This is a genomic window from Marinobacter gudaonensis (assembly GCF_900115175.1).
In the GTDB taxonomy this organism is placed as follows: domain Bacteria; phylum Pseudomonadota; class Gammaproteobacteria; order Pseudomonadales; family Oleiphilaceae; genus Marinobacter; species Marinobacter gudaonensis.
The window spans coordinates 2,725,231-2,749,183 of sequence record NZ_FOYV01000001.1; the positions used below are offsets into that span (position 1 = coordinate 2,725,231).

General features: G+C 61.2%; 23 protein-coding genes. 9 read left to right on the plus strand and 14 right to left on the minus strand.

Annotation, left to right across the window (positions count from 1 at the left end; genetic code table 11):
* Nucleotides 1–98: 98 nt before the first annotated feature.
* On the minus strand, nucleotides 99–1,181 hold the full coding sequence (locus BM344_RS12270; protein ID WP_407656857.1) for a phospholipase A: 1,083 nt from the start codon (nucleotides 1,179–1,181) through the stop codon (nucleotides 99–101).
* Nucleotides 1,182–1,238: 57 nt separating this feature from the next.
* Entirely contained in the window at nucleotides 1,239–1,577 is a 339-nt protein-coding gene (locus tag BM344_RS12275; RefSeq protein WP_091990235.1) for a hypothetical protein, read from the minus strand.
* Between the two features lie 202 nt (nucleotides 1,578–1,779).
* On the opposite strand from BM344_RS12275, the gene BM344_RS12280 reads away from it, so the two are divergent.
* Nucleotides 1,780–2,193, plus strand: a complete 414-nt coding sequence (locus tag BM344_RS12280; protein WP_091991089.1) for a c-type cytochrome — start codon at nucleotides 1,780–1,782, stop codon at nucleotides 2,191–2,193.
* A gap of 97 nt (nucleotides 2,194–2,290) precedes the next feature.
* Here BM344_RS12280 and BM344_RS12285 read toward each other — a convergent pair whose 3' ends face one another.
* The 3 genes from BM344_RS12285 to rep all read right to left on the minus strand — a co-directional run bounded on the left by BM344_RS12285 (nucleotide 2,291) and on the right by rep (nucleotide 7,236).
* Nucleotides 2,291–2,845: a hypothetical protein gene (locus tag BM344_RS12285; protein ID WP_091990238.1), complete on the minus strand. Its 555-nt coding sequence runs from the start codon at nucleotides 2,843–2,845 to the stop codon at nucleotides 2,291–2,293.
* Nucleotides 2,846–2,860: 15 nt separating this feature from the next.
* Nucleotides 2,861–5,113: a galactose oxidase-like domain-containing protein gene (locus BM344_RS12290; RefSeq protein ID WP_091990240.1), complete on the minus strand. Its 2,253-nt coding sequence runs from the start codon at nucleotides 5,111–5,113 to the stop codon at nucleotides 2,861–2,863.
* A 104-nt stretch (nucleotides 5,114–5,217) separates the two neighbouring features.
* Complete coding sequence (gene rep, locus BM344_RS12295; RefSeq protein WP_091991092.1) at nucleotides 5,218–7,236, minus strand: DNA helicase Rep; 2,019 nt, start codon at nucleotides 7,234–7,236, stop codon at nucleotides 5,218–5,220.
* Nucleotides 7,237–7,379: 143 nt separating this feature from the next.
* Here rep and BM344_RS12300 point away from each other — a divergent pair, with 143 nt between their 5' ends.
* The 4 genes from BM344_RS12300 to rmf all read left to right on the plus strand — a co-directional run bounded on the left by BM344_RS12300 (nucleotide 7,380) and on the right by rmf (nucleotide 13,468).
* Nucleotides 7,380–9,116, plus strand: a complete 1,737-nt coding sequence (locus tag BM344_RS12300) for a putative bifunctional diguanylate cyclase/phosphodiesterase (protein ID WP_091990243.1) — start codon at nucleotides 7,380–7,382, stop codon at nucleotides 9,114–9,116.
* A gap of 51 nt (nucleotides 9,117–9,167) precedes the next feature.
* Nucleotides 9,168–11,510 carry a Tex family protein gene (locus BM344_RS12305; RefSeq protein WP_091990246.1) on the plus strand — a complete coding sequence of 781 codons (2,343 nt, stop codon included), beginning with the start codon at nucleotides 9,168–9,170 and terminating at the stop codon, nucleotides 11,508–11,510.
* Nucleotides 11,511–11,577: 67 nt separating this feature from the next.
* Nucleotides 11,578–13,131, plus strand: a complete 1,554-nt coding sequence (gshA, locus tag BM344_RS12310) for a glutamate--cysteine ligase (protein ID WP_091990249.1) — start codon at nucleotides 11,578–11,580, stop codon at nucleotides 13,129–13,131.
* 121 nt (nucleotides 13,132–13,252) lie between these two features.
* Complete coding sequence (gene rmf, locus BM344_RS12315; RefSeq protein ID WP_091990252.1) at nucleotides 13,253–13,468, plus strand: ribosome modulation factor; 216 nt, start codon at nucleotides 13,253–13,255, stop codon at nucleotides 13,466–13,468.
* A gap of 19 nt (nucleotides 13,469–13,487) precedes the next feature.
* Here rmf and BM344_RS12320 read toward each other — a convergent pair whose 3' ends face one another.
* Complete coding sequence (locus BM344_RS12320) at nucleotides 13,488–13,934, minus strand: flagellar basal body-associated FliL family protein (protein ID WP_091990255.1); 447 nt, start codon at nucleotides 13,932–13,934, stop codon at nucleotides 13,488–13,490.
* Between the two features lie 123 nt (nucleotides 13,935–14,057).
* Between BM344_RS12320 and BM344_RS12325 the strand changes: the two genes are divergently transcribed.
* Nucleotides 14,058–14,564 (plus strand): disulfide bond formation protein B, encoded by a 507-nt coding sequence (locus tag BM344_RS12325; protein WP_208603397.1) that lies wholly within the window; start codon nucleotides 14,058–14,060, stop codon nucleotides 14,562–14,564.
* 100 nt (nucleotides 14,565–14,664) lie between these two features.
* On the plus strand, nucleotides 14,665–15,144 hold the full coding sequence (gene rsd / locus BM344_RS12330) for a sigma D regulator (protein ID WP_091990262.1): 480 nt from the start codon (nucleotides 14,665–14,667) through the stop codon (nucleotides 15,142–15,144).
* Between the two features lie 89 nt (nucleotides 15,145–15,233).
* Here the strand turns inward: rsd and BM344_RS12335 are convergent, their stop codons facing one another.
* The 3 genes from BM344_RS12335 to BM344_RS12345 all read right to left on the minus strand — a co-directional run bounded on the left by BM344_RS12335 (nucleotide 15,234) and on the right by BM344_RS12345 (nucleotide 16,979).
* The gene (locus BM344_RS12335) at nucleotides 15,234–15,950 is read right to left on the minus strand and encodes an FKBP-type peptidyl-prolyl cis-trans isomerase (protein WP_091990265.1); all 717 of its coding nucleotides are present in this window, start codon (nucleotides 15,948–15,950) and stop codon (nucleotides 15,234–15,236) included.
* Between the two features lie 127 nt (nucleotides 15,951–16,077).
* A complete protein-coding gene (locus BM344_RS12340; RefSeq protein ID WP_091990268.1) occupies nucleotides 16,078–16,464 on the minus strand; it encodes a DUF4124 domain-containing protein in 387 nt (128 codons plus the stop codon).
* Nucleotides 16,461–16,979 (minus strand): TIGR02444 family protein, encoded by a 519-nt coding sequence (locus BM344_RS12345; RefSeq protein ID WP_228143615.1) that lies wholly within the window; start codon nucleotides 16,977–16,979, stop codon nucleotides 16,461–16,463. The genes BM344_RS12340 and BM344_RS12345 overlap by 4 nt, the downstream gene beginning before the upstream one ends.
* A gap of 84 nt (nucleotides 16,980–17,063) precedes the next feature.
* Here BM344_RS12345 and BM344_RS12350 point away from each other — a divergent pair, with 84 nt between their 5' ends.
* Nucleotides 17,064–19,028, plus strand: coding sequence for an ATP-binding cassette domain-containing protein (locus BM344_RS12350; RefSeq protein ID WP_091990273.1), 1,965 nt, complete (start codon nucleotides 17,064–17,066; stop codon nucleotides 19,026–19,028).
* Between the two features lie 24 nt (nucleotides 19,029–19,052).
* On the opposite strand, the gene ppx is transcribed toward BM344_RS12350, so the two are convergent.
* Nucleotides 19,053–20,579: an exopolyphosphatase gene (ppx, locus tag BM344_RS12355; protein ID WP_091990276.1), complete on the minus strand. Its 1,527-nt coding sequence runs from the start codon at nucleotides 20,577–20,579 to the stop codon at nucleotides 19,053–19,055.
* Between the two features lie 300 nt (nucleotides 20,580–20,879).
* Between ppx and trxA the strand changes: the two genes are divergently transcribed.
* Nucleotides 20,880–21,206, plus strand: a complete 327-nt coding sequence (trxA, locus tag BM344_RS12360; RefSeq protein ID WP_008169901.1) for a thioredoxin TrxA — start codon at nucleotides 20,880–20,882, stop codon at nucleotides 21,204–21,206.
* Nucleotides 21,207–21,304: 98 nt separating this feature from the next.
* On the opposite strand, the gene BM344_RS12365 is transcribed toward trxA, so the two are convergent.
* The 4 genes from BM344_RS12365 to moaB are packed head-to-tail and all read right to left on the minus strand — an operon-like array spanning nucleotide 21,305 to nucleotide 23,850.
* Nucleotides 21,305–21,751 (minus strand): molybdenum cofactor biosynthesis protein MoaE, encoded by a 447-nt coding sequence (locus BM344_RS12365; RefSeq protein ID WP_091990279.1) that lies wholly within the window; start codon nucleotides 21,749–21,751, stop codon nucleotides 21,305–21,307.
* Nucleotide 21,752: 1 nt separating this feature from the next.
* The gene (gene moaD, locus BM344_RS12370) at nucleotides 21,753–22,013 is read right to left on the minus strand and encodes a molybdopterin converting factor subunit 1 (RefSeq protein ID WP_091990282.1); all 261 of its coding nucleotides are present in this window, start codon (nucleotides 22,011–22,013) and stop codon (nucleotides 21,753–21,755) included.
* 18 nt (nucleotides 22,014–22,031) lie between these two features.
* Nucleotides 22,032–23,246: a molybdopterin molybdotransferase MoeA gene (locus BM344_RS12375; protein WP_091990285.1), complete on the minus strand. Its 1,215-nt coding sequence runs from the start codon at nucleotides 23,244–23,246 to the stop codon at nucleotides 22,032–22,034.
* Nucleotides 23,247–23,277: 31 nt separating this feature from the next.
* Entirely contained in the window at nucleotides 23,278–23,850 is a 573-nt protein-coding gene (gene moaB / locus BM344_RS12380) for a molybdenum cofactor biosynthesis protein B (protein WP_091990288.1), read from the minus strand.
* Nucleotides 23,851–23,953 lie beyond the last annotated feature (103 nt).

Here is a 23,953-nt window from a genome sequence, read left to right on the forward strand (position 1 = left end):
CCATGGATGGCGGAGCCCAAGCGTCACAGGCATGTGCCGTAAGGCGCGTGTTTCAGGAAGGGGAACCGTGCCGAGCGGTCTTGCACCGAGGCGCCATGTCAGAGCCAGTCGTTCAGCATAATCCCGATACCGAACCGCTGAATCCGGTGGTTATAGTCAATCAGACTCTCCCCATAGCCGTTGTAATACTGGAAGTATCCCTTGACGGTATCCCCCATGGGGAAGCTGTACCCGAACTCAACCGACGTCTTGTTGTTGTCGGACCGCAGGTTGTTCATCAGCCGCAGGGAAAAGGTCCGGTCTTCGGTGAGCTTGTAAACCGCGTGGTAGTTGGCGTAGCCCAGGTACCGATCAATATCCGAGTTATCGTCACTGCTGTTTTCCGGAATCCGGTACCAGGGCTGTACCATGAAAAGCCACCGGTCATAGCTATAGGCCGCGGTGCCGACAATCCGGTTCCAGCTGCGCGAGCGAGGTTCGGACTGGCCGTTGGACTGGTGATTGAAACCGATGGTCACCCCGTTAAGCCGCCCGGGGCCCACGTCCCAGTCGGCCTGGTAGCGCAGGAACACTTCCGGCTCGTAGTTGGTTTCCCGGAAAGGCGCCGAATCGTCCTGGTTGTAGACCTGCCAGAACGAGGTCTGGGTATAGCCAAACCAGAGGGTTGTCCGGTCATCCAGCAGGCCGGTCAGCAAAGGCACCTTGAAACTGATCTGGTATTTCGCTTCCTCGCGCTCCAGGTCGTAGTCGTAGGCAGTCGTACCGAGCCGCGGGCTGGACGGCGTGGGGTTGGGCTCCTTCACCCAGGTAGCCGGCAGAATATAAGTGGGCCGGTGCCCCACAAAACTGCCGGAAAACGAGAATACCGCCTTTTCGGCAGCCACGTACTGTTCCATCAGTGCCGCCATTACGCCAGCGTCGGGATCGTCCGATGGCGTCCCGTTCGTGGTGTTTTCAAGGTCGCGCCCGTTGGGTGCCAATTGCTCGGCCCGACGTTCTACGGCCTCACGAACCTGCTCGGGCGCCTCGGCCTGGCGATCCTCTGGCGGGTAAAGGCTGTCGAAACAGGCGAGTCGCTGAATGCCGTCTTCAATCAGGGCGCACTGCTCGGGGGTGTGTATCGCCGTGCCCGGAGTTTCCTGGGCCAGGCCGACTACTGGGGCGGCCATAGCCACTGCCATCGCGAGGAGTCCCACGGATCCGGCCCGCACGGGTGGTCGCTTCATGGTCGGGGTCTCCTAGGCGTCGGTGAGGCTGAACCAGGTATTGGCAACGCCGTAGATCCAGACCCCAATCAGGGTCACGGCCAGAAGAGAAAAAATCAGTTTGTGTTTGAAGCGGTTGGCGCTGTCCGCAGCAGCTACCCAGCGCAGGTACATCAGCCCGATGAAACTGAGAAACACCCCCAGGCTGGCCAGTGCGGGCACCAGCAACCAGGCGGCACTGATGGTCTGGCCGTCGCTTGTCTGGCTCGAGAACCAGCCCATGGAGGCCAGCAGAATTGCCAACGCCGAGAATTCAGCAATCAACAGGGGCTTTCGCAAAGGATGGGGCGACGCGGGGTCCGAATGGTTCATGACACGGTTCCTGAATGGTGTGAAATCGGCAAACCCCATGGTAACCGGATTGCCCTGGAAACACTCCTTCACTTACGAAATCGCAATCAAATCGGCTGAAAACCGACCGATGATTTTGCGGTTTGGTTTTTTTGCCAGGTTTCAATCGCTATAATGCGGCGACCGACGATTATAACGCTCAAATGCGAGGTGCATTGCGATGATGAAGAGAGTCCTGGCTGCTGTGCTGGTCCTGTCGGGCCTGACAGCCGGCGCCGTAATGGCAAGTGTCGAAGACGAAATCCGTGCCCGTATCGCGCCGGTTGGGGAAGTGTGTCTGCAGGGCGAGGAGTGTGGCAGTGCCGCGGCGCCCACCGAAACCGCCAGTGCGGGTCCCCGTTCAGGCAGCGAAGTCTACGATGCGGTCTGCATGGCGTGCCACTCCACGGGAGCGGCCGGTGCGCCCAAGATTGGTGACACCGCCGCCTGGGCTCCGCGCGTCGACAAAGGCCTGGAAACCCTGGTCAGCCATGCCATCAACGGCTTCAACGCCATGCCGGCCAAGGGCGGTTGCGCAAACTGCCCGGATGAAGAAATTCAGGCGGCCGTTGAGTACATGGTCGAAGAAAGCCAGTAACCGGCTGCACTCGCACGTAAAAGCCCCCGATTTTCGGGGGCTTTTTGTTTTCAGGGTTCGAGGAATGGCTTCCGGAAATGTTTCGTCCGGTTTCTGCCTAGGGCAGTGGCCGTCGCGTCAGCTCTCCGGCAATGGTCTCGATGTCTCCGCTGGCCGTTCGCAGGGTGATCGACCAGTTCAGCGGCCCTTCAGTGCTGTTGAAAGACCGGTGCGAAGGGTAGAGGCGCGGGTCGAGCCAGCCAAAACTGCCGGATCGGGACATCGCCACCCAGTCCTTACCGCGGCGATCACCCGCCTCTCTGACTGATTTTAGTGCGGGCCTGTTTGGCAACGATTGCCAGCCGGGACTCTCCGGGTTGGCCATCACCGATGTGCCGGTGAACCGCAGGAAGGGCTCGCCGTCCGTGCCCAGGACTGTCAGAGTCTCGCTGCCCTGGTAATGCATCAGAATTCCGGGTCGCGGACCCTCAAGGATCATCGCCCGGAATCCGGGCAGGTCCGGCTGATGGGTAATGCGCGCCTCGATGATGTCCGGCGGCGCGCCGTCAACGGTGGGCGCGCCGTGGCCCTCTACCAGTCCTGCGACTGACAGAGAGACCAGCCCGAACAGAACCCGTCGCATCCTGCCGGTATGGCCAGGTTGTGGTGTCATGGGTCTGCTCCTGTATCAGAGAATCTCGATGGCGGATTCAATAATGCCGTCTTCGGTGGTGGTATCGCCGGCAACCTGGGTCGGCGCCATGCACTCCAGGTCCTGGTTGACCACCGTTATGGGAGCCGAAACCGACGGCACCCTGCCGTCGGGGGTGTTTTTGCTGACGAACAGCATGTATTCCCCGGCTGGCACTACGTTGTGGTTGTCCGGCATCTGCAGGGTCAAGGTATTACCGGCGTTCTTTTCCAGAACCAGCTCAATGGCACGCTGGTCGCCGTCGATTACATGGGTCATCACGGTTCTGCGGATCAACAGGACCTGGTCGATCTGGTCAGCCTGGTCAACGGTGATGTTGAAACGATCGCCAACGGTCAGGTTGCGCGGTGCACGCTTGATTGCCGGCCGGTCATCGCGCAAGGCGTAGGGCGGCGTGTAGATCTCGAAGCTCGGGTCCCGGCCGTCGTAGGGAGCCAGGCCGAAGTCCTGCAGATCAACAAAGGTCAGGTAGGCTGTGTTGATGGGCGAATGCCCGGCAATCATCACCCGGCCATCCTCCATGAGCACCGCCGTGTTGTGGTAGGTGCGGGGACGATTGGCCATGGCCATTTCCGTCCAGGTACCGGTTTCCGGATCGAAGCGTTCGGCGGTGCGTATCGGGCCTTCCAGACCCGGTGCCACCACGCCATCGCGGTTTCCGCCGCTGAACACCATCACACTGCCGTCCGGCATGAGTACGTTGGTGCCATACCAGCGTGGCTGGTTCAGGGGGCCGGTCAGGCGCGATTCGTAGCCAATCTCGTCACCGTTGGTGGTAATGCGGTCGATCCGGCTCTGGTCGGTGGGCAGGTAACCGCCCGGGTTGGTCAGCAGGGCATAGCTGGGCACGCCTCCGGCGGTCAACAGCTCCACTTCATGGTATTCGCCGTTGGCGTCGGGCTTCAGTGGCAGCATGGTGGACGAGGTGGAGCCCCGCATACCGCCGGCAATGGCTTTTCTCAGCTCGTCCTCCGACACGCCGAGCTCGGCGCCGCTCTGGAGCAGGTCCGTGGGTGATTCCAGAACGTCTCCAAGCAGGGAGCCCAGCTGGTCAAGCGAAAGGTTGGTGAGGTTCAGGGTACTGCTCAGGTGACCGAGGCCGGCTTCATCCAGCCGCAGCGGCAGTCCGGCGTAACCGATGTCTGTCCAGCTCTGGGTGCGGGGGTTGTAACTGGCCACAATATTCCACAGGGCCTGGTCGTAGCCCTGGCCAAACGGGTTGAAGGCCTGACCACCGGCGTTGTAGAGCACGTGGCCGTTCGGCAACAGGTGCATGCGCGGGTAGAGCGGCAGAGACCGGTCGGCGGTGGCCGGGTTCTCCGTCCAGGTGCCAGCACAGGGGTCGTAGGTTTCGGTCTGTACCACATTTCGGCCGCTGTTCACGGGCTCTTCAGGGTAGACCGGTTTCAGCAGTTTGGTAACGCCGCTGGCAACGAAGACATCGCCGTTGCCGAGGGTAACCAGGGAGGGATACCAGCGACCGTAGGTCATGTCGCCACTCTGGCGCCAGGTGTTGGTTGCCTCGTCAAAAATCCGGGAATTCTTGATGCCCTCCAGCTCGGCAACGCCAAGCGGCAGGCCGTCGATCCCCGGCTCGGAATAGTAATCGGTGCCGCCCACCGCCATCACATCGCCGTTGGCGAGACCAACCACGTCGGAGCAGAACAGGGCGCCGTCGTTCTTGCTGGTGTTGTCAGCGGTATCCAGCAGTCCGTCCAGTTCGGTTCCGCCGAGAAGGGTTTCGCTGTCATTGCCGTCCGGGTTGGCGCCGGCATCCAGCGGTGATGGTTTGAGCCAGGACGGGCTGTCGTTGGCATCCAGCGCCAGCACCCGGGTCTGGTCGTTTACCGAGACTTCACCGAACTCGGCGACGATGGAAAGCTCCACGTTTTCGGTGCCTTCGAGGGCGTTCAGGTAGAGCAGCCGGCCGTCCCTGAGCAGGGCCATGGTGCCGGCCGCCGGCTTGCACTCAACCGAGCCGTCTGCGCGGGTAAGGCACTTTTCATCCGTTTCCACGGTCTGTCCGTCAACAATGATGGTGGGTTCGGCGAACGGCTCGCTGAAGAAGCCGAGGGGCCGGTCGCTGGTCTGATCGGCCTGAGTGGTTGCTTCGTCGGTTGAGCTTCCGACAAGCCCTCCCAGAAGATCTGCGCTGGCTGGCGAGACCCCGGCGGAAAGCAGCAGGAGTGAACCGGTGAACTGACAAAATCGATGGGAAAAACTGGACATGGAGTCCTCCTGATCTTGTTGTTGTTGAAGAGGGATGAAGCATCCCTCCAGCAGGAACGGATCAGGGGGCCTGAAAGTTTCAGGCTTTGTGAAAAAAAGTGAAATCAGAGCCCGAGGTCACCCAGCAATGCGCTCAGTGTGGCCTTGCCCTTTTTCTGGTTGGCTTCGGCGTCCAGATCGCCCAGGCCTTCCCACTTCAGGTCTTCTTCCGGCAGTTCGTCCAGAAACCGGCTGGGGATGGTTTCCAGCTTCTCGCCGTACTGTTTGCGGGTGGCGGCATAGGTGAGCGTGAGGGTCTCCCGTGCCCGGGTGATGCCCACGTACATCAGTCGCCGCTCTTCCTCGATGTTGCCTTCCTCGATGCTGCTTCGGTGGGGCAGGATTTCCTCTTCCAGGCCCATGATGAACACATGGGGAAATTCCAGGCCCTTGGAGGCGTGCAGGGTAAGCAACTGCACCTTGTCACTGTCGTCCTCTTCTTCGCGCTGCTCCATCATGTCCCGCAGGATGAGCTTGGTGATGGCATCCTCGATGCCCAGCTCATCGGCGGTGCCTTTGCCGTCATCCAGCATGCGCTGGATCGATTCCACCAGGTACCAGATGTTCTCCATCCGGCGCTCCGCCTGCTTGGGCGTGCCCGAGTGCTGGTGTAGCCACTCCTCGTATTCAATGTCGGTGAACAGCTGCTTGATCACCGGTACCGGGTCTTCTGTATGCAGGCGCTCGCAGGTGGCATCCACCCAGTGGGCAAAGCGGCGCAGCCGGTCCAGGCCTTTCTCCGCCACATGGGTTTCCGCCCCCATGTCGCCCAGGGCCTTGAACAGGCTGACATTGCGGGCGCGGGCGTAGTGGCTCAGCTGCTCGAGCGTGCGCGGGCCGATTTCCCGGCGCGGCACATTGACCACCCGCAAGAAGGCGGCGTCGTCGTCCGGGTTGATGAGCAGCCGCAGGTAAGACATCGCATCCTTGATCTCGTTCTTGGAGAAAAACGACTGGCCGCCAGAGATGCGGTAAGGAATCTGGTAGGCCTGCAGCTTCATCTCCAGGAGACGGGCCTGGTGGTTGCCCCGGTACAGCACCGCGAAATCCCGGAAATCCAGGCCCTTCTTCAGCTTCTGGTCGAGGATTTCGGTGGCCACGCGCTCGGTTTCGGCGTCTTCGTTGCGGCAGCGCACAATGCGGATTTCCTCGCCGATGGTGTGGTCACTCCACAGCGCCTTCTCGAACACGTGGGGGTTGTTGGCGATCACGGTGTTGGCACTGCGCAGGATTCTGGCCGTCGACCGGTAGTTCTGCTCCAGCTTCACAATCTTCAGGCTGGGGAAGTCCTCCTTGAGCTGGGCCAGGTTCTCTGGCCTTGCACCGCGCCAGGCGTAGATGGACTGGTCATCATCGCCCACCACGGTAAACGCCGCCCGCTCCGCCACCAGCTGTTTCACCAGCTCGTACTGGCACACGTTCGTGTCCTGGTACTCGTCCACGAGCATGTAGCGGATTTTCCGGCGCCACTTGGTCAGCACGTCCGGGTTCGAGCGGAACAGCATCACCGGCAGCAGGATCAGATCGTCGAAATCCACCGCGTTGTAAGCCTTCAGGTACTCGTTGTACTTCTTGTAGATGATGGCGATGCGCTGTTCGCGCTCATCGGAGGCCTTGCTCAGGGCCTCGGCCGGCCCGCGCATGGCGTTCTTCCAGGAGGAGATGGTCATCTGGATGTCGTTGAGTTCGTCGCCGGCCTCGGCGCTCGCTTCCCGGAGCATCAGGTCCTGCAGCAGGGCCTTGGCGTCTTCGGCGTCAAAGATCGAAAAGCCCGGGTGATAGCCGAGGTGGGCATGTTCCTCCCGGATCATGTTCAGGCCGAGGTTGTGAAAGGTGGAGACAATCAGGCCGCGCGTCAGTTTGCGGTCGACAATCCGGCCCACGCGCTCTTTCATTTCCCGGGCGGCCTTGTTGGTAAAGGTCACCGCGGCAATGTGGCGCCCGGGTATGCCCAACTGCTCGATCAGGTAGGCAATCTTGCGGGTGATCACGCTGGTTTTGCCGCTACCGGCACCGGCCAGCACCAGTAGCGGGCCGTCGGCGTAGCGAACTGCTTCACTTTGTCTGGGGTTGAGCTTGTTCACAAATAGTCGGCCAGGGTGGAACGAAATGAAGATCACGAGCGTCGGCTTATTCTACACGAGCCGGCGTTTCTGTACCTTGCGGAACTATCGACTATGATTGGAGAAACGGACTCGGTTGTTCATGCACAAATGGATCCTGCTTGATGACATTGCCACTGGAAACCATGAGGCCAGGACAGTTGCGCCTTCTGGTTCTGACTCCGGACTACGCTGATTTTCTCTGGCTGAATGCGCTTCTGGCGGGTGACGTCGAAGTCAACGCGGACGCAACCTGGTGTCCCGACCTCGTGGACTGTGACGATCTGATCCGCAACGCCAGCTTTGATGTCATTGTCTGGGATTGTACTTTCCACGGCGGCTCCGAGGCTGCCTTCCTGCAGTACCTTGCCGTGGCCAGCAATGAAAAGCCTGTGCTGGCCATGAGCGCCGAGCTTCCCGGCGGTCGGGCGCCGGAGCTTTTGGCCTCCGGCGCCGCCGACTACCTGAGCCGCCAGACCCTCGACCACTGGACCTACCGTCGAGCCGTAAAATGCCTCTGGTATCGGGAGCAGCTTGCTGAATCGGCCCACGGCCAGTTGGGCCGGGAGGTGGCTACCGGTTTTATCAACCGGGATCTTTTCTTTGACCGGCTCCAGCAGGCGCTGTTACGGGCCGAGCGGGCAGGGCACCGGCTGGCGTTGCTGCACCTGAACATCGACGACTTCCGCAGTATCAACGAATCCTTTGGCTATCAGAAAAGCGACCAGTTGATGATGAAACTGGCCGAGCGGCTCAGGCAGGCGTTGCGCCGCGTGGATTCGCTGATGCGCATCGGCGGTGACGAACTGGCCATCATCGTTGAGAAGGTGGAGGACTCGCTCGACATTACCCAGATCATCCGCAAGGTGGTTTCCGCACTGGATGAACCGATGACCGTCGATGGGCACACGGTGATGGTAAGTGCCAGCCTTGGTGTCGCAACCTACCCCGAGGCGGGCGACAACGCCGAAAACCTCATGCGGCGAGCCAACCGCGCGATGTTTGAGGCCAAGCGGGACCCGGGCACCAGTTACCGCTTCTACGACAGGCAGCTGCACATTTCCGCCGGCTATCAGCTCAGGCTCGAGGCCGATCTGCGAAACGCGCTCCGGGGCAAGGAGCTGGAAGTGTACTATCAGCCGCGGATTGACCTGGCCACCGAGGAGGTCCGGGGCGTGGAGTGTTTGCTGCGCTGGAATCATCCCGAGCGTGGGCTGGTGGGCCCGGATGAATTCATTCCGGTCGCAGAGCGCAGCGGACTGATTGTGCCGATTGGTTACTGGGTTATCGAACAGGCCTGCAAGCGGCTGCAGGAATCCGCCGAGCTTGGCTTTCCCGGCCTGGTGTTTGCGGTCAACCTGTCATTTCGCCAGTTCCATGACCGGAAGATGACCGAGACCATTTTCCGGATCATCTTCAATGCCAACGTCGATACCAGTCTGCTCGAGCTGGAGTTGACCGAAAGCGCCATGATGCACGATCCGGAGTACGCCCAGCGATGCCTCCGGGAACTCAACCAACTGGGCATCAGCTTTGCGCTGGACGACTTCGGCACCGGTTTCTCCTCCCTGAGCAATCTGCAACACCTGCCGATTTCGCTGGTGAAGATCGACAAGTCCTTTGTCCAGGCCCTGGGCCAGACCGCCGACGCCGAACACATCATCCGGGCCATCATCAGCCTGGCTCATAGCCTGCAGATCAGCGTGGTGGCCGAGGGCGTGGAAACCGAGGGCCAGCTCGAGTTTCTCCGGCAGCAGCACTGCGATGAAATTCAGGGCTATTACTACGCCCGCCCCATGCCATGGACCGACCTTGTGCAATTCCTGAACAAGCGGGGCGAGGCCGCTTGCCTGCAACAGTAAGCCGCTGTACCTTTGCTGCTTTATTGGCAAAGCATCAAGAACAGAGGTTTCATGAACAGTATCTCCAGGCGCATCGCCGACGAACTCGGAATTCGCGAACAGCAGGTCAACGCCACTGTCGCGCTGCTGGATGAAGGCGCCACCGTTCCGTTCATCGCCCGGTACCGGAAAGAGATCACCGGCTCACTGGATGACAGCCAGTTGCGGAACCTGGAAGAGCGCCTGCGCTACCTGCGGGAGCTGGACGATCGCCGGGCCACCATCCTCAAGAGCATTGAGGAACAGGGCAAACTGACCGATGAGCTCAAGGCCAGCATCAACGAGGCCGACACCAAGAACCGCCTGGAAGATCTGTACCTGCCCTACAAGCCCAAGCGGCGCACCAAGGCCCAGATTGCCCGGGAAGCCGGCCTGGAGCCCCTGGCGGACGCGCTCTACGACGACCCGACCCTGGATCCCGAAGCCACTGCCGAAGCCTATGTCAACAAGGAGGCCGGCGTGGACGACACCAAGGCCGCCCTCGATGGCGCCCGCTATATCCTGATGGAGCGTTTTGCGGAGGATGCCGAACTGCTGGGCAGCTTGCGGGATTTCATCTGGCAGGACGGACAGCTCAAGGTGACGGTGGTGGAAGGCAAGGAGAACGAGGGCGCCAAGTTCCGGGATTACTTTGACCACATCGAACCCCTGAAAAAAGTGCCTTCGCACCGGGCCCTGGCCATCCTGCGGGGGCGTAATGAGGGCATCCTGGCCTACTCGATTGTGGTCGGCGATGGTGAGGACGACCGCCGTGCGCCACACCCTGCCGAACAGCGTATCGCCGCGCGTTGGAATATCCGGGACAACGGTCGCGCCGCTGACAAATGGCTGTCAGAGGTGGTGCGCTGGACCTGGCGCGTGAAACTCTCCACCCAGATCGAGACCGATTTGATGGCGCAGGTGCGCGAGGCCGCGGAAACCGAGGCCATCAACGTGTTTGCCGCCAACCTCAAAGATCTCCTGCTGCTGGCACCGGCTGGCCCGCGCCCCACCCTGGGCCTGGACCCGGGGTTGCGCACCGGCGTCAAGGTCGCGGTGATAGACGGCACCGGCCAGGTTCAGGGCCACGGCGCCATCTTCCCGCACGCGCCCCAGAATCAGTGGGACCGCTCCATCGAGCAACTGGCGGTCTGGTGCCGGGAATACAAGATCGAACTGGTGGCCATTGGCAACGGCACGGCCTCACGGGAAACCGAAAAGCTGGTGGCCGACCTGTGCAAGCGCTACCCGGAGCTCAAGCTGGCGCGGATCGTGGTCAGCGAATCCGGCGCGTCGGTGTACTCCGCCTCAGAATTTGCCTCCCGGGAACTGCCGGATCTGGATGTGACCATCCGCGGCGCCGTCTCGATTGCCCGGCGTCTGCAGGATCCATTGGCAGAGCTGGTGAAAATCGAGCCCAAGTCCATCGGGGTGGGGCAGTACCAGCACGATGTCTCCCAGGTGCAGTTGTCCCGCAGCCTGGACGCGGTGGTGGAAGACTGTGTAAACGGCGTGGGCGTCGACCTGAACACCGCCTCTGCCCCTCTGCTGGCGCGGGTGTCCGGTCTGAACCAGACCATCGCCCAGAACATCATCGAGTACCGCAACCAGAACGGGCTGTTCCGCAACCGCAAGCAGTTGCTCAAGGTTACCCGCCTGGGCGACCGCACCTTCGAACAGGCGGCGGGCTTTCTGCGCATTGCCGGCGGCGAGAACCCGCTGGACCGCTCCTCCGTGCACCCCGAGGCCTACGGTGTGGTGGAAGCCATCGCCAAGCGCAACAATCGCAAGGTGGACGACATTATTGGTGATTCTGCGTTCCTGCGTGGTCTGAATCCTCAGGATTACGTAACAGAACAGTTCGGTTTGCCAACGATCAAGGACATTATCTCGGAACTGGAGAAACCTGGCAGGGATCCGCGCCCGGAGTTCCGCTTTGCCAGTTTCGAGGAAGGCGTGGAAACCCTGAGCGACCTGAAGCCAGGCATGGTGCTGGAAGGCTCGGTCACGAACGTGACCAACTTCGGTGCCTTTGTGGATATTGGCGTTCACCAGGATGGGCTGGTGCATATCTCGGCTCTGTCCCACACTTTTGTGAAAGATCCGAGGGAAGTGGTCAAGGCGGGGGATATCGTCAAGGTAAAGGTCATGGACGTGGACATTCCCCGCAAGCGGATTGCCCTGAGCATGCGTATGGATGACCAGCCCGGCGAAAAGAACGAAGGCAAGCCGATGTCCGCCAACCGAGCCGGGGCCGGTCGCAAGGGTGGAAGCAGGAACACGGGCACGGCGAGTTCGGGGCAGAAATCGCCCCAGGGCGCCATGGCCGGTGCTCTGGCTCAGGCGCTGGCCTCGGCACGCAAGGACCGCCGTTAACGGGTTTACACTATTTTCACGGGCCGGTGGCTGAACAATCCGCCACCGGCCGCAGCAGGAGTCAACCATGGCTGAATCCCGCCATTCCGTTTTCCGCCAGTTCGCGGCCAGCGACTGGGACGGGTTTCTCAAGGGTGTGGAAAAAGAGGGGCTGCGGGTGGACCGCAATGGCTTTATCGCCCAAACGCCCCACCCGGAGGCGCTGGGTTCGGCACTGACCCACCCACGTATCACCACTGACTACTCGGAAGCCCTGCTCGAGCTGATCACTCCGGTGTTCGACAACACCCAGGCCATGCTGAAATCCCTTAAGGATATCCATGTGTTTGTGCAGCAGAACCTTGGCGACGAGGTGTTCTGGCCTGCGAGCATGCCCTGTGAGCTCAACGGAGACCCAAGCATTCCCATTGCCGAATACGGCAGCTCCAACATCGGTCGGCTCAAGCATGTGTACCGGCAGGGGCTCGCGGTTCGTTACGGGCGCATGATGCAGAGCATTGCCGGCGCCCACTACAATGTCTCCTTCCCTGACAGCTTCTGGCAGAAATGGCAGGCCCTGCTCGGTAACGAGCAGAGTCTCAAGGACTTCAAATCCGACCAGTATTTCTGGCTGATTCGCAACTTCCGCCGGCGCAGCTGGCTGCTGATGCTACTGTTCGGTGCCTCGCCGGCTCTGGACGCCAGTTTTGTGGAAGGCGTCAGCCACGAGCTGGCGCGGTTTGATGAGCGCACCTGGTATGGCGAATACGCCACCTCCCTGCGCATGGGCGATCTGGGCTACCACAACAACGCCCAGGCCTCCCTGAACATTTGCTTCAACGAACTGAGCACCTACACGCAGACCCTGGACCGAGCTATCCACACCACCTGGCCCGCCTATGAGGCCATCGGTACCCGCCGTGGCGATGAGTTCATCCAGATCAACACCAGCGTGCTGCAGATCGAGAACGAGTACTACAGTGCGGTTCGCCCCAAGCGCACCACGCAGCGGGAAGAAAAGCCGATCCAGGCGCTGGAGGCCCGCGGCGTGGAGTACATCGAAGTCCGATGCCTGGATCTGGACCCATTCTCGCCGGTGGGCGTGAACCAGGCCCAGATCGATTTCCTCGACCTGTTCCTGCTCGATTGCCTGCTGTCGGATTCGCCTCGCATTGGCGATGCCGAATGCGAGCGCCTGGATGACAATTACAAGGATGTGGTGGCCAACGGTCGCTATCGGGAGTTGACACTGTGCCGCGGCGGGCAGCGAACCCGGGTTACTGACGCCGCCACCGAGCTCCTCGGGCAGCTGGAGCCGCTGGCGGAGCTGCTCGACAGCTGGCAGGGTGCCAGCACCTACCGCGAGGCCCTGGCCGCTCAGCGCGGGGTGCTTGATGGCGATGCGAACGTGACTTCGGCCCGGGTCCTGGAGACCATGCGTTCATCGGGGCTGGGGCACCGGGACTGGGTCATGGAGATGGCACTCCAGCACCAGAGGCAGCTGAAGCAGGAGGGCCTGGATCCCGAAACCCTGCGGGCTTTCGAGGCGATGACATCGTCGTCCCTGGAGGAGCAGCGCGAGATGGAGCAGTCAGACACCCTGCCGTTTGGTGATTTCCTGGCGAAGTATCTTCGTTCCTGATGCGCTCTCCGTAACCGGGTCTCGGTCCGGTGTGGACCTGCCGCACAGAACAAGAACAAAGATTTGTCACCCCCTGAGCAGACTGTTAATTTCTGTAACACAAGGATCGGGGGAGAGTACCATGGCACGGGATATCAGACTGGGCTGGGACGTGGAGGCACTGAACAAGGCCTACCGGCAGGGATACATGGCCGCCTCCATGGGTATGGACAAAAGCCGTTGCCCCTACCGGGGAGAAGTGGTGATTGCCGCGTGGGAAGCGGGTTGGGACGATGCCGAACAGGCGACCAGGGCCCAGAGCGACCCCGGCGACGATCTGTTCTCCCGGATTGCCTGAGCCGGTTTCCGGTATTGACCTATTTCTGCACCACGAATTCTGTAAACAGAACGCCGACAATCTGCTCTCCGGTCTGCTGTTCTTCCAGAACCGCGTTGATCCGGCGTGTTGCCTCCTCCCGCAGGGCCTGTTGCCCTTCCAGAGAAGTCAGCCGATCAACATCGGTCTGCTCGCCGAAAAGCATCACCAGTTCATGCCGCAGGCGTGGCATGTGGGCCTCAACTGCGGGTCGGGTTGAGGTGCTGCCTGCTCTCAGACTCACGGCTGCTTTCAGGTAGGTAGGCTTATTGCCCGGCGTGCCCACGTGGGTCACGAAGGCCGGTTCCATTCCAATGTAATCGGTGACGCCCCCCTCTTCGACCGCTTCCTCTTCCGCAGCTTCTTCCTCCTGGGAAAAAGCCGGTGAGGACGCCATGGCAAACAGCATGAACAGGATCATCAGAACGGATTTTGGCTGGTGTGTCATAAGCTTGAAGTTGTTCGTGGTTTAGGGTTAAGTGGCAGACCAGATACAAACATCGCCGGTAATCCGGAGCATAACAGGACCGGCGCGGGGTTGCAGTTTCCATTAAAGATCAGGGGTATTCTTTTGACCAGCAGATGGGTTTTCGGTTTCATCTTCCTCCTGTGTGCGGCGTTGCTGGGTGTGGCCTTCTACATGGAGCATGTCATGGGTCTTGAGCCCTGTCCGCTGTGCTGGCTTCAGCGTTTCGGCTTCATGGGAGCCGGATTGGTCAGTTTTCTCGCGTTGCTTCAGGGTCCCACCGGGTTCGGTGTCCGGATCTACGGACTGCTGCTGGCGATCACTGCCGGCGCCGGGCTGGGCGTCGCCGGTCGGCAGCTGTGGCTGCAGAGCCTGCCGGCCGATCAGGTGCCCGCCTGTGGACCTTCTGTGGACTACATGCTGGAGGTTCTGCCCTGGTTTGAAGTGCTCTCGACGGCGCTGCGGGGGACCGGCGACTGCGCGGAAGTGGTCTGGCGTTTCCTGGGGCTGAGCATTCCCGGATGGACGGCAGTGTTCTTCAGCCTGCTGGTAATTACCGGGCTGGTTCTGCTGTTTCGTCGGCAAAAACCCCGGGAATGGATCCGCGGCTGAAACGGTTGCGGTTGACAGCGACCATGGGGTAACTTGATCAAAACCTGAAGCAAATCGAAACCGCGAAAAGCATCGGAACAGTGAGTGGAGAACAGGCGTCATGTTGGAGAATTGCCGGAATGCCAGGGAGCGTTGGGGTGGCGTCAGCGATCTGATTGATCGCTGGCTCAAGGAACGCCAGGAGCTGCTGGTCCAGTATTGTGAACTGTCCGGCGAGAATGACTTCTCACAGACAGAAGCGCTGAAAGAGAAGTTCGTGCGCCTGTGTGAGGTGCTGGTGGATTATGTCTCCACTGGACACTTCGAGATCTACGAACAACTGGTTCGTGAAGCCCGTGAGTTCAACGACGGGGGGCTGGAGCTGGCGGGTAAACTGTACCCACGGATTCAGGAGACCACCGAAGTGGCGCTCAACTTCAATGACCGACTGGACGGTCGGGAACTCACTGAGGCGGAGGTCCGCGAACTGTTCAGCGAGCTGTCGAAGCTGGGTGAGACTCTTGAAAGCCGTTTCGAGATGGAAGATTTCCTGATTGAGCACCTCCACAACGCCCATGCTGGCAAGGTGGCATCCGCCTGACTGGCCGCTGACATAAAAAACCCCGGTACAGCCTGGCTGACCGGGGTTTTTTCATGGCCGGGCGGTTGCCGCCTGGCCCTGAAGGGTGCTTACTCTTCGGCGCCCGGATTGATATCCAGCAGCTCCACGTCGAAGACCAGGGTTTCGTTCGGCCCGATGGAGCGGTTGCCGCCCGGGCCATAGGCCAGCTCTGCGGGAATGTAGAGCTTGTAGCGGGCGCCTTCGCTCATCAGCTGAAGGCCTTCGGTCCAGCCCGGAATCACCTGGTTCAGTGCAAAGGTGACCGGTTCGCCCCGCTCTCGGGAGCTGTCGAAGACTTCTCCAGACAGCAATTCGCCGGTGTAGTGCACCTCAACGGTATCGGTCTCGGAGGGCTTCTCGCCTTCGCCTGCTTCCAGAACCTCGTACTGGAGGCCGGACTCAGTGGTCTTCACGCCTTCGCGCTCTGCGTTCTCCGCCAGGAATGCCTCGCCGGCTTCCTTGTTTTTCTGGGCGAGTTCTTCCATCTGCTTGGCCTGTTCCTGCTGCATCTCCTGCTGGTAGGCCATCAGCGCCTGCTGAATTTCCTCACGGCTCATCCGCCGGACCTTGTCGTCGTCGGAATGGCCATGCTGGATACCCTGGAGGAACTGGTCCATCTGCAGTTCCGGAAGGTCATTGCTCATGCGCTCGCCCAGTACCAGGCCCATGCCGTAACTCACCTTCTGGTCGGTGGTGTCCAGCTTGGGTTGCTCGGGAGCTTCCGGAGGCGTGGAGCAGCCTGCCATCAGGCCGGTCACCGCCACTGCAAGGAGAATCTTCTTCATTGCATCTTCCTTATCTAACGTCGGTATACGGGGCGGCGCCCCGTGAAGTGTTGATCAGAACGGAGAAGGTAACGGGTTCTGTGCCGAGATGCCACTGAACATGTGTTAACCAAACCGACGTGTCGGTCTAGCTGCCGTTACTACCTGCGGATGGTGGTCCCAGCGAGAACGGAGCATTGTAGGGGGACCGCCAGTCAGTCTCGGGCTCGGGAGAGCGACTGGGCGGGAAGACCTTGTCGCGCCTCTCGATTGCCAGGGTGTTCCAGGGACCCTGCGCCGGTGGCTGATCGGCATAGTGCCAGTTGCCGTCCGTATCCTGCCACTTGAACACGATTTCCGGGCCATCGGTCGGGACGGGAGACGGGACCAGCCCCTCGAAGGCGGGGATCTCCGGTTGTTCCTCGCTTGCCACCGGTTCTGACAGTTGCCCGGGATCGCTGAGGCCGAAGAAAATCAGTAACAGCAGTAAACCGAGGGCCGGAAACGAGAGCCGTATGAGCCATCTCATCATCATGGCTTGTGGTCTCCCATGGAAAGTTGGGCCAGAGCACCGGCCAGTGTATGGATCAGCGGAAGCGCGCGTTGTTCAACGTGTGAGGCAGGCGCCGCCGCAGCGAGATTGGTTCGGATCAGTGTGTCGCTTCCCTGCATATCAGCATGGTCCGGGTTGTCGCTCATGAGCGTTTTCCACGCCAGAGCCAGTTCAATCTGTTCAGCTTCCAGCTCCAGCGCGGCAAGGCCGGAGCGAAGCTTATGATACGGCACCAGGTCGTTCGGCAACGTTTTCCGGGCAGAGCGCAGAGCGCCGGTTACACGGCGACGCCACTCTGTTACCGTAGCGTCCTCGGCGCCGGTGAAGGCTCTGCCTCGAACCGACAGCCAGGCGGCGCACAGAAGTCGGGTAACACTCCACCCCTGGGCCTGCAAGGCCAGGCAACTGGCTTCCACCTTTGGTTGCTGCCAGAGCATGAGGGCAAACTGCCAGAGCGGATTGTCGGCCTCCAGGTCAACCGGTACTTCCAGCGGCATAGTCGATGGATCCGGGGCTGTCGCCGAGCTGCTCGACATAAGCGCTGAGCCTTACCTGATTACATACGTTGAAAAAGTTAAACCATGTTAACGATAACCGATCTCAGTTTACAACGTGGTGGCGTCTGGTTGCTAGAATCCGTCAACCTGACCATCCAGCCGGGCCAGCGCGTTGCCATTGTGGGTGCCAATGGTGCCGGAAAATCCAGCCTGTTCCAGCTCTTGTTGGGCCAGCTCAGCGCCGAGCAGGGCAGTGCCTCGCTGCCTGGCGGCTGCCGGATTGCCCACATGGCGCAGGAGGTCGAAGCGTCGGGCCGTAGCGCTCGCGATTTCGTGCTGGATGGGGACATCGACCTGCGCAGGCTGGAGCGGGCGCTGGCTGCGGCCGAGTCCGCCGGTGACGACCATGCCATTGCTCGAATCCATGGCGAGCTCGATGTCCACGAAGCCTGGTCGGCAGGCCGGCGTGCCGAGGCCTTGTTGCGCGGTCTGGGATTCTCGGATACTGACGCTGATCGACCGGTATCGGCGTTTTCCGGTGGTTGGCGGATTCGGCTGAATCTGGCGCAGGCGCTGATGCGTCCTTCGGATCTGTTGCTGCTGGATGAGCCGACCAACCATCTGGACCTGGATGCCTGTCTCTGGCTGGAGAACTGGCTGCGTCGCTACACGGGAACACTGCTGTTCATATCCCACGACCGGGATTTCATGGACCGGGTGGCAACTCATGTGGTGCATTTCGATCGCCGAAAACTCGAGCTGTACACCGGTAACTACTCCGCGTTTGAAGGGCAGCGAAGTGAACGGCTGGCCCAGCAACAGGCGGGCTACGAGCGCCAGCAGGCCCGGATTGCGGAAATCCAGCGTTTTATCGACCGGTTCAAGGCCAAGGCCACCAAGGCCCGCCAGGCCCAGAGCCGGGTCAAGGCACTCGAGCGAATGGAGCGGATTGCGCCGGCCCATATCGATTCGCCGTTCAGTTTCGAGTTTCCGGTGGCCGAAAAGGTCTCCAATCCGTTGCTGTCGATTCGTAACGGCCGGGCCGGTCATGGTCAGACCACCGTGCTTGATGGCATCAACCTGACGCTGTTGCCCGGCAGTCGCATTGGTCTGCTCGGACCCAATGGCGCCGGCAAGTCCACCCTGATGGACGCCCTTCGGGGGCAGGCTACCCTGCTGGCTGGAGAGCGGACCTGTGGTGAGCACCTCGCCATCGGCTATTTCGCCCAGCACCAGCTGGAATCCCTGGATCTGGACGCCAGTCCTTTCTTGCACCTGCAGCGTCTGACCCCAAAAGCCTCGGAACAGAGCATCCGCAACTTCCTGGGCGGGTTTGATTTCCACGGCGATGAAGCCCTGAGCCCGATCCGGTCGTTTTCCGGTGGCGAGAAGGCCCGGGTGGCCCTGGCGACCATTGCCTGGCAGCGTCCCAACCTGTTGCTGCTGGACGAGCCTACCAACCATCTCGACCTGGAAATGCGCCAGGCCCTGACCATGGCGTTGCAGAATTTCGAAGGTGCCATTGTTGTGGTCTCCCACGACCGCCACCTGTTGCGCAATACTGTCGACGAATTCTGGCTGGTGAACGAGGGCCGGGTGACAGAATACCAGGGCGACCTCGAAGACTATGAGCGCTGGCTGGCCGACCGGCGAAAGGATGAGACCGAGGCGCCCAGACGGACGCCTGCGGATGGTACCGGCTCCAATGCCGTGGCGAGTTCCGGCCAGGCCGCCGGCGAAAATACGGCTGAGAGCGCCGAAGACCGCAAGGCCAGAAAGCGTGCCGAGGCGGCCCTGCGCCAGAAGCTGAGCCCTTATCGCAAGCAGCAGACCGCCCTGGAGGCGGAAATGGACAAGCTGCAGAAAACCCTCGCCGGACTGGAGGAAGCCCTGGCCGACACGTCTCTTTATGAAGACAGCGGCAAAGGGCGCCTGAAGGAGTTGCTGGCAGAGCAGGCGGCCGCCAATACCCGCCTGGAAGAAGTGGAAATGCAGTGGCTTGAGGTCAGTGAAACGGTGGAATCCATGGAGGCCGAGCTGGCCAGCTGAGGCTGGCCGGGAGAGGGGGCTGGGTCAGCCCCCGTTCAGCTCCAGGGTAAAGTCCTGTTTGGCGAGGTAGTCGCGTTCGTTTTCCAGATCGGCCAGGGTCAGGGGGCGGTCGTCCAGCCAGCCATCGGGGAAGGTCAGGGCCAGGGCGTCCTGCTTGGCCGTCAGCGTGAATTCCGGCGGTGCCTCCAGGTTCCGGGGGTGCTGCAACAGCACCGCCAGGCGCACCAGAACGCACAGGTAGCGGAGTCTGGGAATGTCCTCGGGTTCGACACCCTCGAAAATGGCCGGGCTGAATTTGCGCCGGTGGCCGCGTACCAGGGTCGCCAGATCTTTCTGGAACTGCTGGGTAAAGCCGGGCAGGTCCGAGTAACGCAGCAGGTAGGCGCCGTGTTTGTGGTACTGGCTATGGGAAATGGTCAGCCCGATCTCGTGCAGCCGGCAGGCCCAGCGCAGCACTTCCTCGTCCGCCGGGGTGTTCAATCCCCAGTCGCGGGCCACCTGCCTCCAGGCCGCGATGGCGGTCTGTTCCACCGCGGCACCGTGTTCCTGATCCACATGGTAGCGCTCCTGCAAGGCCGAGATCGTGCGCTCCCGAACGTCCTCGTGCTGAATCCGCCCGGCAATGTCGTACAGCAGGCCTTCTCGCAGTGCGCCGTCAGCAAAGGCCATCTCGGAGATGCCCAGGGACTGGAAGGCGCCCATCAGGATGGCGAAACCGGCGGGGAAAATGCTCTGGCGATCAGCTCGCACGCCCAGATCCCCCAGACGCTCGGTCTTGCCCATGTCCACCAGCCGTTTGCGAAGTTCCTGCATGGCGGTGAGGGTGATGGTTCCGTCGGTAATCTTGAGATTGGCCAGCACGTTGGCAATGGCCTTGATGGAGCCGGAGGAGCCCACGGTGCTTTGCCAGCCAACGTTCCGGTAGTGCTGCCGGATGTTGAGCATTTCCTGCTCGGCGTGGGTCACGGCACGGTCCATCTGCCGGCGGGTAATCTTGCCATCGGCAAAATAGCGGTTGCGGAACGACACGCAGCCCATGTGGAGGCTTTCCAGCTCCAGGGGTTCAAAGCGCTGGCCGATAATGAATTCCGTGCTCCCGCCACCAATATCGATGACCAGCCGGCGACCGGAGTCGTCCGAGAGGGTGTGAGCCACGCCCAGGTAAATCAGTCGAGCCTCTTCGCGACCGGCAATGATCTCCACCGGGTAACCCAGTACTTCTTCCGCGCGGTTCATGAACTGGTGGGCGTTACGGGCCACTCTCAGGGCATTGGTGCCGACGATCTGCACCGCCTCCGGCGGCATGCCTTTGAGCCGCTGGGCGAACCGGCCGAGGCAGGCCAGTGCCCGCTCCTGGGCGTCTTCAGTCAGGCGGTTGTTCGGGTCGAGACCGGCGCCGAGCTGGACCTTCTCCCCCATTTTCTCGAGCGTGCGGATTTCACCATGCACCAGCCGGGCAACCACCATGTGGAAGCTGTTCGAGCCCATATCGATGGCCGCGAGCACCTCCGGCGGGGAAACGGCATTGTCGGCGGTGGATGCGGCCGTCACGTGGTCGAAATCCTTTTGAGGTGAACTTGCCCGGTACTATAAGCGAAATCCCTCAGGCCTGTCAGCAACCGGTGGTTGAGCGATTTGGCTACTCCGGGACGGTGTTACCCCGACTGAGAAAGATCTACTGCTTCACATCCGGCTGATCAATCGCGTAAAGTAATGGCTACCGTGATTTGGGTGAAAGCCGCCCGGACGTCCGGAACGGTTTTCAGCGACAGTCAACAGCACCTGCGCCGGTTTCAGCTCCATTGGAGCGGTCCGGTGAATTCCCAGGGGTGCACGAATCAGGAAAAGGTAATGAGCGGAAATATCGTAAATGTAACCGATGCGTCTTTTGAGCAGGACGTACTCCAGTCTGATGTTCCGGTACTGGTGGACTATTGGGCCGAGTGGTGTGGCCCCTGCAAAATGATTGCGCCGGTGCTTGAAGAGATTGCCGATGAATACGACGGCAAGCTGAAGGTGTGCAAGCTCAACATTGACGAAAACGAGCAGACTCCGCCGAAGTTCAACATCCGTGGCATTCCGACCCTGATGCTGTTCAAGAACGGCAATGTGGACGCCACCAAGGTCGGCGCGCTCTCCAAGTCCCAGCTGGCAGCCTTCCTCGACAGCAACCTCTGAATTGTCGTCAGGCTGAAAAAACCGTCCCTGAACCGAGTTCACGGACGGTTTTTTTGTGCCTGTTTCCGGCCTGCTGGCGGGTTTGCGGGGCGGTGGGGTTACTGCCAGCCCCGGGACCGGTCGAGATCGGACTCCTTCTGCTCGACCCAGTGCTCGGAATCGCCGGTGATTTCCTTCTTCCAGAAGGGCGCGGAGGTCTTCAGGGCGTCCATGATGAATTCGCAGGCGGCAAAGGCATCGCCCCGGTGCGCGCTGCACACACCAACGAAGACGATCTGATCGGCCAGGGCCAGGCGGCCCACCCGATGGATCACCCGGGCCTTGCGTACATCCCAGCGTTCGGAGGCCTGGTCAATCAGGCCCTGAATCACCTGCTCGGTCATGCCCGGGTAGTGCTCGAGAAACAGTCCCGTTACGCCTTGCAGGTCGCCGCTGTCCCGAACCAGGCCGGTGAACGTGGCAATGGCTCCGGTACCGGCGCCGCTGTCGCGAAGGGCACGGTATTCCGCGGCCGGGTCGAAGTCCTCACGCTGTACCGAAATCATCTCAACCTCCGGTGACCGGTGGAAAGAAGGCCAGCTCATCGCCGGCCTGGACCGCGGAACCCCGCTTCGCCATGGCCTGATTGATCGCAATCATCACCGGCTGATCGCCCTTCAGCTGAGCCCAGGGGCCGCCTTTGGCAGACAGTCTGGAGAGTATGTCGCCGGCGGTCAGCCCGGGCTCGGCTTCTACAGTCAGGGTGTCCGTGTTCAGCTCCTCCCGCAGGCGGGCAAAAAAGCGAACGTGAATTGTGTTGTCACTCATACTCAGCTCGTTAACTGGTCAGTTCAAAAGTTCCGAGAACGAATAATAGGTTAACAGATCACCCGGCGATACCGTGGTGTCTTCCGGTACCACAGCCAGCCCATCTGCCCAGCAGGCCGAACTCATCACGCCGGAACTCTGGTTACCGAACGCTGCGACTGACAAGCCGGCAACCCCGGCCTCTTTCCTGGCTCTCACGAACTCCCGCCGGAAGGACGGTGTATCTACGGAGAAGCCAGCGGCCACTTGCTCTCCGACCGGATGGGTCTGTTGTCGGCCCTGGCATTTACGAATATAGGGCATGCCCACCATCAGGAAGGTGACCAGCACGGAAACGGGATTACCGGGAAGACCCAGTACCGGCGTGCCGCCAATGCTGCCAAAAGCCAGGGGTTTGCCCGGCTTGATCACCATCCGCCAGAGCGACAGCGTGCCGGACTCTTCCAGCACGGCCCTCACATGATCTTCTTCGCCCACGGACACCCCGCCGCTGGTGATGACCAGATCAGACGACCGGGCTGCCCGCAGCAAGGTCTCCCGGGTGGTCTCTCGCTGGTCACGGAGTGTCTCTGTGAGCACAACCTGGCAGCCGGCCTGGGTCAGCATTCCGATCAGGGTGTAGCGGTTGCTGTTGTAGATCTGCCCCGGAGCCAGCGCGGTGCCGGGATCGACCAGCTCATCTCCTGTGGACAGCACGGCAACCTTCAGGCGCTCGAACACCGGAACCCGGGCAATGCCCATGGAGGCGAGCAGGCCCATTTCCTGGGGCCGGATCCGGGTGCCCGCTGCCAGGGCGCGATCGCCAACGGCAAGGTCCTGGCCGCGCCGACGAATGTTCTGGCCTTCAGTGACCTCGGCGTGAACGACGATTCCCGACTCTGTTACCTCAACCCGCTCCTGCATGACCACAGAATCGGCTCCGGCGGGGATTTCGGAGCCGGTGAAAATGCGGGCAGCGGTCCCCGGCGCCAGAGGCCGGGTTGCTTCACCCGCCGGATACCGGGCCGATACCGGAATAGGCTGCTCTCCGCGCACGTCTGCCTGTCGCACCGCGTAGCCGTCGACTGCGCTGTTATCCGAGGGAGGGACATCGCACGGTACGGTCTGGTCTTCGGCCAGTACCCGGCCAAGGGTGTCGGCGAGGGCAACCGTTTCCACGCGAGTTGGTGCCCTGGCCTGCGCCAATATCTGCGTGAGAGCGTCGTCCAGCGAGGCTAACTGAGGGTTCGACATCAATTCTGCGCTCCGTCCTGTTTGCCTGGAATCAGCGTTCGGCACGCTGGCCAATAACCTCGTCAAGCCGGTGCATCGGCTTGTCGGGCTTGCGCAACACCAACCCGGCAAAGTTACAGGGGGTGTGGCGGCTGTCCAGCTGGCTGCTGAGAATGCCGTTCCAGCCGGTGCGGCAGGCGCCGGTAGAGCCGGGCAGGCAGAAAATCACGGTGTTATTGGCCATGCCCGCGAATGCCCGGGACTGGACCGTGGAGGAGCCGATTTCCTGGGCTGAGAGCCGGCGAAACTCCTCGCCAAAGCCCTCGACAGCTTTATCAAACAGGGGCATAAGGGCTTCGGGGGTACTGTCCCGTTCCATCAGGCCGGTACCGCCGGTGATCACCACCACCTGCACCCCGGGGTCCGCAATCCAGCCGGCGATCAGCGCTCGCATCAGGTAGACGTCGTCTGGCAGGATACGACGCGCCACCAGCCGATGGCCCGCCTCGATCACGCTGTTCTCGAGAAACTGGCCGGAGGTATCCTGCTCCGGGCCACGGGTGTCGGACACGGTCAACAGGGCAATATTAAGAGGGGTCAGCTGGTTGCTCGGTTCACTGCTCATGAATGGCACTCCTGAATGGCACTCTGGTTTGTTCAGAACAAGGGTCTGTAAGAAACACGGTTATACGCCAGTATCGCCATCCCGGGCTTTCAATGGAAGGGAG

What these genes read in the sequence shown, in the direction of transcription:
- BM344_RS12270 (WP_407656857.1), bottom strand. Translation starts at nt 1,181, where the DNA reads ATGGCAGTGGCTATGGCCGCCCCAGTAGTCGGCCTGGCCCAGGAAACT.
- BM344_RS12275 (WP_091990235.1), bottom strand. Translation starts at nt 1,577, where the DNA reads ATGAACCATTCGGACCCCGCGTCGCCCCATCCTTTGCGAAAGCCCCTG.
- BM344_RS12280 (WP_091991089.1), top strand. Translation starts at nt 1,780, where the DNA reads ATGAAGAGAGTCCTGGCTGCTGTGCTGGTCCTGTCGGGCCTGACAGCC.
- BM344_RS12285 (WP_091990238.1), bottom strand. Translation starts at nt 2,845, where the DNA reads ATGACACCACAACCTGGCCATACCGGCAGGATGCGACGGGTTCTGTTC.
- BM344_RS12290 (WP_091990240.1), bottom strand. Translation starts at nt 5,113, where the DNA reads ATGTCCAGTTTTTCCCATCGATTTTGTCAGTTCACCGGTTCACTCCTG.
- BM344_RS12300 (WP_091990243.1), top strand. Translation starts at nt 7,380, where the DNA reads ATGACATTGCCACTGGAAACCATGAGGCCAGGACAGTTGCGCCTTCTG.
- BM344_RS12305 (WP_091990246.1), top strand. Translation starts at nt 9,168, where the DNA reads ATGAACAGTATCTCCAGGCGCATCGCCGACGAACTCGGAATTCGCGAA.
- gshA (WP_091990249.1), top strand. Translation starts at nt 11,578, where the DNA reads ATGGCTGAATCCCGCCATTCCGTTTTCCGCCAGTTCGCGGCCAGCGAC.
- rmf (WP_091990252.1), top strand. Translation starts at nt 13,253, where the DNA reads ATGGCACGGGATATCAGACTGGGCTGGGACGTGGAGGCACTGAACAAG.
- BM344_RS12320 (WP_091990255.1), bottom strand. Translation starts at nt 13,934, where the DNA reads ATGACACACCAGCCAAAATCCGTTCTGATGATCCTGTTCATGCTGTTT.
- rsd (WP_091990262.1), top strand. Translation starts at nt 14,665, where the DNA reads ATGTTGGAGAATTGCCGGAATGCCAGGGAGCGTTGGGGTGGCGTCAGC.
- BM344_RS12335 (WP_091990265.1), bottom strand. Translation starts at nt 15,950, where the DNA reads ATGAAGAAGATTCTCCTTGCAGTGGCGGTGACCGGCCTGATGGCAGGC.
- BM344_RS12340 (WP_091990268.1), bottom strand. Translation starts at nt 16,464, where the DNA reads ATGATGATGAGATGGCTCATACGGCTCTCGTTTCCGGCCCTCGGTTTA.
- BM344_RS12345 (WP_228143615.1), bottom strand. Translation starts at nt 16,979, where the DNA reads ATGCCGCTGGAAGTACCGGTTGACCTGGAGGCCGACAATCCGCTCTGG.
- BM344_RS12350 (WP_091990273.1), top strand. Translation starts at nt 17,064, where the DNA reads ATGTTAACGATAACCGATCTCAGTTTACAACGTGGTGGCGTCTGGTTG.
- trxA (WP_008169901.1), top strand. Translation starts at nt 20,880, where the DNA reads ATGAGCGGAAATATCGTAAATGTAACCGATGCGTCTTTTGAGCAGGAC.
- BM344_RS12365 (WP_091990279.1), bottom strand. Translation starts at nt 21,751, where the DNA reads ATGATTTCGGTACAGCGTGAGGACTTCGACCCGGCCGCGGAATACCGT.
- moaD (WP_091990282.1), bottom strand. Translation starts at nt 22,013, where the DNA reads ATGAGTGACAACACAATTCACGTTCGCTTTTTTGCCCGCCTGCGGGAG.
- BM344_RS12375 (WP_091990285.1), bottom strand. Translation starts at nt 23,246, where the DNA reads ATGTCGAACCCTCAGTTAGCCTCGCTGGACGACGCTCTCACGCAGATA.
- moaB (WP_091990288.1), bottom strand. Translation starts at nt 23,850, where the DNA reads ATGAGCAGTGAACCGAGCAACCAGCTGACCCCTCTTAATATTGCCCTG.